Origin of the sequence: uncultured Paraglaciecola sp. (assembly GCF_913058035.1) — a bacterium.
GTDB lineage: Bacteria > Pseudomonadota > Gammaproteobacteria > Enterobacterales > Alteromonadaceae > Paraglaciecola.
This window is the reverse complement of the sequence record NZ_CAJXPA010000047.1, coordinates 18,147-28,492: the sequence shown is the minus strand read 5'-3', so window position 1 is coordinate 28,492 and position 10,346 is coordinate 18,147. Positions and strand designations below refer to the sequence as shown.

At 40.3% G+C, this 10,346-nt stretch carries 8 protein-coding genes; 7 read left to right on the top strand and 1 reads right to left on the bottom strand.

The window, feature by feature from the left end; all coding sequences use genetic code 11:
- The 5 genes from QZ562_RS08345 to QZ562_RS08325 all read left to right on the top strand — a co-directional run.
- A partial coding sequence (locus QZ562_RS08345) for an HlyD family type I secretion periplasmic adaptor subunit (RefSeq protein ID WP_293759128.1) occupies positions 1–1,013 on the top strand: 1,013 nt, incomplete at its 5' end.
- Between the two features lie 46 nt (positions 1,014–1,059).
- Positions 1,060–2,466 carry a TolC family outer membrane protein gene (locus QZ562_RS08340; RefSeq protein ID WP_293759127.1) on the top strand — a complete coding sequence of 469 codons (1,407 nt, stop codon included), beginning with the start codon at positions 1,060–1,062 and terminating at the stop codon, positions 2,464–2,466.
- A complete protein-coding gene (locus QZ562_RS08335) occupies positions 2,459–3,088 on the top strand; it encodes an OmpA family protein (protein ID WP_293759125.1) in 630 nt (209 codons plus the stop codon). The genes QZ562_RS08340 and QZ562_RS08335 overlap by 8 nt, the downstream gene beginning before the upstream one ends.
- A gap of 51 nt (positions 3,089–3,139) precedes the next feature.
- Positions 3,140–3,823 carry a transglutaminase-like cysteine peptidase gene (locus QZ562_RS08330; protein ID WP_293759130.1) on the top strand — a complete coding sequence of 228 codons (684 nt, stop codon included), beginning with the start codon at positions 3,140–3,142 and terminating at the stop codon, positions 3,821–3,823.
- Positions 3,824–3,827: 4 nt separating this feature from the next.
- On the top strand, positions 3,828–5,750 hold the full coding sequence (locus tag QZ562_RS08325) for an EAL domain-containing protein (protein ID WP_293759123.1): 1,923 nt from the start codon (positions 3,828–3,830) through the stop codon (positions 5,748–5,750).
- A gap of 138 nt (positions 5,751–5,888) precedes the next feature.
- On the opposite strand, the gene pmbA is transcribed toward QZ562_RS08325, so the two are convergent.
- Positions 5,889–7,214 carry a metalloprotease PmbA gene (pmbA, locus tag QZ562_RS08320; RefSeq protein ID WP_293759121.1) on the bottom strand — a complete coding sequence of 442 codons (1,326 nt, stop codon included), beginning with the start codon at positions 7,212–7,214 and terminating at the stop codon, positions 5,889–5,891.
- Between the two features lie 143 nt (positions 7,215–7,357).
- On the opposite strand from pmbA, the gene yjgA reads away from it, so the two are divergent.
- Positions 7,358–7,897: a ribosome biogenesis factor YjgA gene (gene yjgA / locus QZ562_RS08315; protein WP_293759119.1), complete on the top strand. Its 540-nt coding sequence runs from the start codon at positions 7,358–7,360 to the stop codon at positions 7,895–7,897.
- A gap of 5 nt (positions 7,898–7,902) precedes the next feature.
- Positions 7,903–10,344 (top strand): Ig-like domain-containing protein, encoded by a 2,442-nt coding sequence (locus tag QZ562_RS08310; protein WP_293759117.1) that lies wholly within the window; start codon positions 7,903–7,905, stop codon positions 10,342–10,344.
- Positions 10,345–10,346: the final 2 nt, after the last annotated feature.

Sequence of the window (10,346 nt, the reverse complement as noted above, 5' to 3'; positions counted from 1 at the left end):
GTTTAAGGGCCGAGCTATCCAGTATTTTAATAGGCAGTCATGACGATTGGGAATTGCAAATTCAAATAAATAAGTCTGTACCAGCATATCCGGATGATCTCACGCTTTATGCAGGTGTCATGATCAAACAACAGCAAGATGAGTATGCCGGTAGATTGGATAACCTTATTAATCAAGTGGCTATTCAAAGTCAACAGATAAAACAACGGGAGCAGGAGATAACTGAGCTGATATCCAAAATTAAGACCTTGGATATCAGTTATAAACTGGCCAGTAAAGAACTTGATTTAACTAGGCCATTGGCAGAAAAAATCATTGTTTCTAAGATAGAATTGTATAAGCTCGAGCGGAGCGTGAATGAACTTAAAGGTGAACTAAACGCAGTACGTTTACTGTCACCTAAATTACAGTCGGCGTTGCAAGAGTCGATTTTAAATCGCCGTGAGTCGGTATTATCCTACCGAGCAGAAGCGCGAGCACAACTTAATGAGCTGCAAAATAAACTGTCTAGGATCAGTGAATCTCAGGTTGGCACCAAAGACAAGGTAACCAAGGCCTTAATATTATCACCGGTGATAGGCACCATTAAAACTATACATATTAATACGCTGGGAGGTGTGGTCAAACCCGGTGAAACTATAACAGAAATCGTCCCAACTGAGGATAGATTAATGATACAAGCTAAAATAAAACCAAGAGATATTGGGTTTATTTACCCCGGACTGCCTGCAGTAGTAAAAATAACCGCCTATGATTTTGCACGTTACGGCGGCTTAACCGGAAAAGTTGAACATATCAGCGCCGATACGACTCAGGACGAAGAAGGTAATAGCTTTTATTTAATTAGAATAAAAACCGATGCCTCCAGTATCAAAAATAAAAATAACGAGGCCATGTCAATTATTCCGGGTATGATGACTGAAGTTGACGTCATCACTGGTAAACGTACGATACTCGAATATATATTGAATCCTATTTTACGAGCAAATGAGGCTGCATTGCGGGAACGTTAAAATCAGAAAGATAACGACAATCACAATTACAATGATAAGGAATTTTATGAGTGAACATTCTTTTAGCATTAAGGCAAAGGTCAGTCTTGGATTATTATGTTTATCGTTAGTGAACGGTGCCCCACTGCACGCACAAAGTTTAGAAGAGACTGTTGCGATGGCATTAGACACGCATCCTGATATTCGCCAGTCATTTGCCAGATTCAAGTCCAAAGAAGAAGAGGTTAATCAAGCCAAAGCTGGTTATCTGCCGACGGTCGATTTAACGGCTGGTTACGGTTATGAATATACCGATAGCCCCGGAAACAGACGAACTGCCTTAGGTTTTGATGACGGTGATACTGAATTGGGACGGGGTGAATTTGGCGTTAGTCTTAAGCAGATGATTTTTGACGGAATGTTCACCCGTAATGAAGTTTTAAGAACTAAGTTTGAAGCCAGAGCAGAACAATGGGCATTAATCAGCACCGCCGAAGATTTGGCACTGTCAGTCAGCCAGGTCTATCTAAACTATTTGAAAACAGAGCAGCTTATTGCTTTAGCTGAGAAAAATGTGTTATCACATGAGATTATTTATTCACAAATAAAAGAACGAACAGACTCTGGGCTGGGCAGTATCGCGGATTTTTCTCAAATTTCAGGTCGTTTAGCCCGCGCTCAGTCTAATTTGATAGCAGCGCGCAACAACAACCAAGATGCAAGAACACAATTTATACGTTTAACCAATATCATGCCTAAAAAACTTGTGATGCCTGTACCCGATGCAGATATGCTGCCAAAAGACGCCAGTGGTGGTTTAGTTTTAGCCATTGAGAGTAACCCCATCATTAAATCAGCACAGCAGGATATCAATGCTGCTCGTTCATTTAAGAGTACGGTCGACGCCAGTTATTACCCAACACTTTCATTAGAAGTGGCAGCAAATTCTGACAATGATATCACCGGCGAAAGTGGTCTAAATCGCTTCGGTACAAATGTGGGTGGACATCGTAACGATTTTAGCGCCATGTTGCGTGTGAGGTATAATCTTTACTCAGGTGGAAAAGATGCGGCACAACAGCGCAACGCTTCTTATAAAATTACTGCTGCGCAAGAAATAAATTACAGTGCTCATCGCCAGGTTACAGAAAGCTTTGGGCTGGCTTGGAATGCGTTTGAAATGTTGGGATTACAAAAAAAGTATATTCAACAACACATCATCACATCGAAAGACACTCAAGAAGCTTATCAACAACAATTTAGTTTAGGACAAAGAAATTTACTTGATTTACTCGACACAGAAAATGAACTGTTTCAAGCCCGCCAAGATTACTTAGAAGCTGATTTTAATGAATTAAGCGCAAGATATCGCTTATTAAATGTAACAGGGCAGTTGCTTGACTCATTACGCGTAACTCGATCTGCTACATGGCAGGGGGAACACGATTATGACAAAGGAGTTAATAATGACTAATTCACTTATCAATAAAACTATTGCAGTTAAAAAAACTTTTGGGATCGGACTGACGATACTCCTCATCACTGCCTGTGCTGGTAAGCCATTGCAGGTCATGGAAGCACAGGTTGAACAACTTAAAAATTTACAAGACTATGACAATGATGGCGTTATTGAAGCCCGTGAAAAATGTGCAGACACGTTACTGGGTGCAACCATTGATAACGTTGGATGTGGCACACGAACCACTTATGTTGAGTCACTTAACGTTGATATTAAATTTGCTAACAACTCTTACAGCATTCCGCCATCAGCAGTTTCTGAAATTCAGGCGATAGCTAGGTTTCTTGAAGAAAGACCAGAATTACGAGTTATTATTGAGGGACATACCAGCAAAGTTGGAGCAGTAGAACTTAATCAAACGCTATCAGTTGAGCGGGCAAAATCTGTAGAATCGGTCTTGGTCAATGACTTTAATATTGCACCTGAGCGTGTTTCGACAATAGGGTATGGGTTTGAAAGATTGGCTAAATTTGCGGATACTGAAGTAGCCCATGCCACAAACCGCCGAATTTTTGTGGAGCTAAGCGAAACAGTGATTGTGGATGACATGAAATGGACAATTTATGCTTTTGATTAAGTTCAGTGATAATTAGGAAATAATATGAGGGCACCTTCTTTTATAGTAGCAATGCTATCAAAAAAGACAGCTACCTTACTAATCCTTGTTATGACTTTTTTGACTACTATCCATGCCGAGCCTAAAACGTCACTAGATGGCCCAAAAATAGTATCGGCATTAGAAGAGAATTATGGTGAACGAGCGGCCAAACGAGGCACTGCTTGGCTAGACTTAATGCAAGCAGATTCTAGTTCTTCAGAAAACGATGAACTAGAAAAAGTGAACCGCTTTTTTAATATGTTCCATTTTATTGATGATATTGATTTATGGGGTGTCAAAAATTATTGGGCTACTCCAGTCGAGTTTATTGGCGTGAACGGTGGAGATTGCGAAGACTATTCTATTGCTAAATATTTCACCCTGTTGGAATTAGGTATCTCCGATGAAAAAATGAGGATCACTATGGTTAAAGCGGTCAACCTAAACCAATATCATATGGTGCTTGCATACTATGCTACACCTGCTTCCATACCTTTAATATTGGATAATATTGACGGCGTGATCAGGCCAGCAAACACACGTAAGGATCTCATCCCCATATATAGCTTTAATGGTAGTCAGTTATGGTTAAACAAAGATAGAGGACGCAGTGTTGCCAACGGAAATGCTTCTCGTATTAAGGCGTGGCGTGATTTGCGTCAGCGAATGAACACCGCAAAACTCAAACAACCCAAGCTAAAACTGGAGTTTTAAAGCAATGACCCTATTTCGACAAATAAACTCATTACTATTTGGACTTTTTTTATTGGTTATGACCAGTTTGGTTTATTTTCAGTTTACTCAAGCTCGTGACTTTATGAGTCAGCAAATGGAGTCTGATCTTAACAATACTATGACATCGTTAGGGTTAATGTTACAACCCCATGTAGAAACAGGAGATCTGGCTTCGGCTGAAACCTTAATTAATGTTATTTTTGAAGGAGGGTTTTATCGTAAAGTTACATTAAAATGGTTTGCTGATGGCAAGGAACAAACATGGGAAAATCCAGTTGTCATTGAAGGTGTTCCACAATGGTTAATTGATTTAGATGTGTTTGGGGTGCAAAAAAAGGAATCTATTATTACCTCTGGATGGATGCAGTTGGCTACGCTTGAGGTTGAGGCGCATCCGGGTTTAGGTTACCAGCAGCTGTGGCAAGTCATGAATGACACGCTCATGATTTTATCATTATTATTTATTACCAGTATTTTTGTCCTCAGGTACAGACTTAATAATATTTTAAAGCCGTTGCATGACATAGCTCTGCAGGCTAAAGAAATTGGTCTGCGAAAATTTGGTCACAGCATAGACACTCCTAAAACCACTGAACTGAAAGATGTCGTGGGTGCCATCAACTCAATGTCTGGTCAATTAAAACAAGTTTTTTCTTCATTGGATCAAGAAGTCAGTGAATTAAAAGATGATAAATTAGTCGATCAGGTTTCCCACTTACCTAATCGACAATATTTGTTTGCACAAATGAATAGCTGGTTGCATGAGCCCGGATTCGGTGGACTTATCTTAGCAAAATTTGACTGGTTAGAAGACATCCATAGTAAATATGGCTATCAAGGCCGAGACCAAATCATCAAGGTACTGTCTGAAAGAATGCAGGCTGAGTTACCTGGCATTGCCGACGGTGTGATAGCGAGGATTGCTAATACCGAGTTTGCATTTTTGCTTACCAAATCTGAGTACCATCAAATTGAAACCTACTTACAAACACTGATCCGCATCATTAATCAGGAAATTACTAAGGCAGGTTGTATTGCCAATAGTAAATTTTCCCTCGGCGTTAGCCAGCGAATTGACAACATGCAACCTTCTGATTTGTTGTCTCAATCTGACAATGCATTACAACAGGCCCTTAAAGAAGGCAAAATAAGTCATTGGATAGATGCACAACAACCACAAAAATATAGTAGAGAACAGTGGCGTACTAAGCTGGTAGACGCCATTAATAAAAGCCATTTTATGTTTCAATGGCAAGCAGTAAACGATATGCACTCTGACAATATCATTCAACGTGAGCTTTATTGTCGCTTGAATATTGATGACAAGGTTGTGAGTGCTTCTGAATTTATGCCTTTTATTGAGTTGTTGTCTCTTGGTGGGCAACTTGATAGATGTTTGTTGGAGACCATTGAGAAAAAGAATATCTTAGACATCGCTCACCAACCCGTTGCCATTAATTTAACTCATGATAGCTTGCAGGACCCCGAGTTTGCCCAATGGCTGGAGAGGTTCTTGCAACAATCGAAACATGCAACTCAAATGTTGTTTGAAATGCCCGAGTCGGTATTCATTCATTCATTTGCAACGTGTCTCAAGCTGACGGAAATAATCCGCTCTGCTGGTGCAAAAGTAGGGGTTGATCAGTGTGGTCGTCAAATGGGCTCACTTGACTATTTACAAAAATTACGACCTCACTATATTAAGCTCGACCAGTCTTTTGTATTCTATGAAAAGTTAAATCAAGGTAACGAAATGTGTCGAGCTTTGATCAATATAGCCAAAGGTTTAAACATAGATGTGATCATTACTGGTATTGAAAATCAGCAGCAATTACAGCAGTTTGCATCCCTAAGGGCTGACGGTTATCAGGGTTATATATCAGCACCGCAGGACATAACAAAATAAAGCAGGCCTCAATGTTATTGTTTTGATAGCCATTAATTTAATTATATAGCTTTTCTTATAGATAAAAAAAACGACACTCGGAGGTGTCGTTTTTTGTTTACAGCTTGCGTTTACATTAGATAATGTTGTTTGGAGGCACTATTCACCGGCTATCTGCATTTTATCAATCAGCACTGAGCCTGTTTGCACACTTCCTCGGGTCTCTTGTGTGGATCCTATAGCGACAATGTTCATCAACATGTCCGCCAAGTTACCTGCGATGGTAATTTCGTGAACTGGATATTGGATCACGCCATTTTCGACCCAAAATCCCGCCGCGCCTCTAGAGTAGTCTCCAGTAACAATATTGACACCTTGACCCATCAGTTCAGTGACTAACAAACCTGTGCCCAGTTTCGCCAGCATTTCTTTATCGGAGTCACCAGTATGTTGAATAAACCAATTGTGAATACCACCTGCATGACCTGTGGTTTGCATGTTTAGCTTTCGAGCAGAGTAACTGGTTAATAGATAATGATTGAGTAACCCATTGCTCACGACATCCATGTCTCGTGTTTTGACTCCTTCATGATCAAAGGGAGAGCTGGCTAATCCCTTCAATATATGTGGGCGTTCAGAAATGTTGAGCCAACTTGGCAATACTTGTTGACCTAACTTATCTAGTAAAAATGATGATTTTCGATACACACTACCGCCACTGATGGCGCTAATAAAGTGTCCAAATAACCCTGATGCAATTTCGCGGTCAAACAACACAGGCACCTTACAGGTTTTAACTTTTCTAGCACCTAGCCTACTTAAGGTTAATTGTGCAGCTTCACGACCCAATAGTTCCGGGTTAGTCAAATTAGCAATTTCACGACCTACAGTGTAGCTATAATCTCGCTGCATATCGCCGTCTTGCTCACCAATCACTACGCAGCTCATACTATAACGGCTGCTATCGTAACCAGCGATAAAGCCATGGCTATTACCATATACTTTGGTGCCAAGGTTGGCGTTGTAAGATGCACCATCTGAATTCGTAATACGTGGGTCTATATCTAATGCGCTAGTTTCAGCTGCAATCACTTGCTGAATTGCGTGGTCGGTATCTAGTTCAATAGGGTGATATAAATCTAAATCAGGGAATTCGAATGCCATTAGTGATTTATCTGCTAAACCAGAGCAGTCATCGTCGCCGGTATGTTTGGCTATTTCAATGGCTTTTTCTACAGTGAGTCTTAATGCCTGAGGTGATAAATCAGCGGTTGAAGCACTACCTTTTTTCTTACCGTGGTATACGGTGATACCCAAGCCGCCGTCATTAGTAAACTCAACGGTTTCCACTTCTTTTAAACGGGAAGATACAGCAATACCTTCGACTTTAGACATACTGGCCTCGGCCTGTGTTGCGCCTTTGTCTTTGGCTAATTTTAAAACGTCTTCTACTATGTTTTGTATTTCGGCTAATTGTTGTTGCATAAGGCCTTCATTATTTGACTACACTTTTATTATCAACTCAGGGTGTCTAACATTACAGACTGAGCTTCTAATCATTTTGCGTGTAGTTTATTCTCGCTTGGGAGGTTACAATCTTTTAATAGTGTATCACTAAAGATAAACCCATGGTCGCCCCGAAAAAAAACAAAGACGTTGAAGATGAATACGTCGTTAGTGAAGAAAACGAACAACTTAGTAAAACACAGATAAAAGCCCAAATGGTTGCAATGCAAAAACTGGGCGAATCTTTGGTTCACCTCGGACAATCTTCTTTGGCTAAAATCCCTATGGAGCCCGAATTGCTTGATGCAGTGATGCTTGCACGTAAGATTTTGCGCAAAAAAGAGGGCTATCGCCGTCAATTACAATTGATTGGTAAGATAATGCGAAGCATAGATATTGCTCCAATTGAGCAAGCTTTAAGTAATATTAAATCGGCACATAAAAAAATAAATGATGCTTTTCACGGAACTGAAATGCTCAGAGATGCCATTTTAAAAGAGGGAGACAGCAAAATTGAGTTAACTATTGCTGATTATCCCCAGCTTGATCGGCAAAAAATGCGGCAATATGTGCGTCAAGCTAATAAGCAGCTGGCAGAAAATAAGCCTCCAAAGGCATCTCGTGAACTTTTCCAATATTTAAAACAAATTATAAATGGATAATATCTATGCGTAAGTACTCTTATTTTGTGTTTATTGCTGTGTTTCTGTTAAACAGTTGTGGCGGTGGTGTGTCAGGTGAAAACGGTATCGATCCATTTGGTACTGGTTCTACATCAGAATCGTTGAGCATTTCATTAGCCATTCTTGACCAACAGTGCGAGGTTGTATCTCAACCTAGTTTTACTGCTGGTGAAACCTTGTGTGTTCAGGCTACTGTTAGTCAAAATTCCAATCTTATTACGGGTGAGATAGTCAGTTTTTCAACAGATGTGGGTAGCCTGTCTGCTGAAAGCAAAATCACAGATAGTAACGGTGTTGCACAAATATTTATAGAAAGTGGCACTGGAGATGTTGGAGCCTCGACTTTAGCAGTAAGTTTTGGTGGAGCAACATCAGAAAGTAGTTATGAATTTTTGGCTAAAGATATTATTGTTTTATCTGCGTTAACTATCGACTTAACGATCCTTAAAAATGGTGTTGCCGTTAATCGATTTAAAGCTAGCGAGCAAGTTCAAATTCAAGCTGTTATTAGTGATGAAAACTTAGGGCCCGTAGAAAACATTATTGTTAGCTTTACAACAGGCAAAGGAACCCTGAACACAAGTGATGCACTAACAGATGGCTCTGGAATGGCACAAGTTACATTAATCCCAGAGGATACAGATATTGGTGCTGCGGTTGTATCTGCTTTAATACTAGTCGACAACGACACAGAATTACTGGCGTCTATTAACTTTGCAGTACAAGCAGCGGATGTTATAAACGCGCAAATTATTAGAATTGGTCATTTTGATGCGGATAACGTGTTTGTTGAAAATGAGATTGGAATAAGTGCTGCTGACTTACTTGGTAATGTTGAAATTAGTGCGGGTGCCACGCTAGGTATTTCTTTAGCAATAGTCGATGAAAATGACCAACGTATATTGACACAAACCCCAGTCACTTTTACATCAAGTTGTGCAAAAGATGGTTTCGCAAATATTGATCAGCAAGTGAACACAATAAATGGTGAGGCTGTTGCTACCTATGAGGACATCAGCTGTGCTGGAGGTGATGGAAATGAAGATGTGATAGTCGCGTCACTTGTTGTGAACAACTCTACAATATCGATTACCCGTTCAATATCTATTCTTGCTGAATCAGTGGGTTCCATTACTTTTGTTTCGGCCGACCCAACTCAGTTAGTGTTACAAGGAACAGGAGGGCAAAATAGTCAAACTGTTTCTACACTGGTATTTCAAGTTAATGGGGTGCTAGGCAATCCCCTTGCACAGCAAAATGTAACATTCTCACTTAACACTCAAACAGGTGGATTAAGTTTATCTCCTGCTTCAGGAATAACCAATTCGCAAGGGCAAGTGAGTGCTAGAGTAACGTCAGGCAATGTTCCTACATCAGTCAGAGTAACGGCAGACGTTGTAACAAATTCAGGTGTTTCTGTGCTGACTCAATCGGACTTGTTAGCCGTAAATACGGGATTACCCGACCAAAACAGTTTTACCCTTTCTGCAAATAGACTTAATCCTGAAGCCTACAATATTAGCGGGCAAACTGTCAGTCTTGTTGCACGTTTAGCAGATACGTTTAATAATCCAGTGCCTGACGGGACATCAGTAAGTTTTACCACCGAAGGTGGAGTTATTGCCCCGAGTTGTGCAACAACAAATGGGACCTGTAGCGTTACTTGGACAAGTTCAAATCCAAGAACTTTAGACCATAGAGTTACGATTTTAGCAACCGCGATAGGTCATGAAACGCTTTTTGACGCAAACGGAAATAATAGTTTTGATGATGCTGATGGTATTGCAATTATAGATGGTACCGACAGTGGATTTGGAACTAGTCAATCTGGAACAACAGGCTTTATTGACCACAGCGAAGCTTGGCGAGATGATAATGCAAACCTTGTCAAAGACGACTCTGAAATATTTTTGGATTATAACAACAATGGTCAATTTGATGTAGCTGATAGCCTATTTAACGGGCCGCAGTGCAATTCTGCCAATACTTGTGGTCAAGGTTCTGCCAATACCTTGCATGTACGTCGCTCTTTAGAGATTGTGACTGCAAGTTCAGTCGCATTGTTAGATATTTTAAATCAGGCTGGTGATATTATTTTCAGTAATCACCAAGCTGTTGCAGAGCCTTCACTTGTGCTTGAGCAAGGAGAAGCTATTAGTTTGCTATTACAATTTTCAGACACCGCAATACAATCAATCTCAAGTAACTCGACTATAAGGGTTACATCCAATGCTGGATTATTAGCCGGTCAAATAAACACTTTGATGAGAGAAACAAACAAAAGCGGCGCATCAGTTGTGGAATTTACTCTAACCAATGACCGCGTCGATACAGGCGGAGTTCAAACCACCGCAACAGTTAATGCTGAAGTGGTTTCGCCAAGTGGCGTTGTTTCTGTGGTTATATTCGTAGTGGCATTGAATTGATA

Excerpts from the sequence above, each read along its gene's own strand:
- QZ562_RS08340 (WP_293759127.1), top strand. The coding sequence starts at position 1,060 with ATGAGTGAACATTCTTTTAGCATTAAGGCAAAGGTCAGTCTTGGATTA.
- QZ562_RS08335 (WP_293759125.1), top strand. The coding sequence starts at position 2,459 with ATGACTAATTCACTTATCAATAAAACTATTGCAGTTAAAAAAACTTTT.
- QZ562_RS08330 (WP_293759130.1), top strand. The coding sequence starts at position 3,140 with ATGCTATCAAAAAAGACAGCTACCTTACTAATCCTTGTTATGACTTTT.
- QZ562_RS08325 (WP_293759123.1), top strand. The coding sequence starts at position 3,828 with ATGACCCTATTTCGACAAATAAACTCATTACTATTTGGACTTTTTTTA.
- pmbA (WP_293759121.1), bottom strand. The coding sequence starts at position 7,214 with ATGCAACAACAATTAGCCGAAATACAAAACATAGTAGAAGACGTTTTA.
- yjgA (WP_293759119.1), top strand. The coding sequence starts at position 7,358 with ATGGTCGCCCCGAAAAAAAACAAAGACGTTGAAGATGAATACGTCGTT.
- QZ562_RS08310 (WP_293759117.1), top strand. The coding sequence starts at position 7,903 with ATGCGTAAGTACTCTTATTTTGTGTTTATTGCTGTGTTTCTGTTAAAC.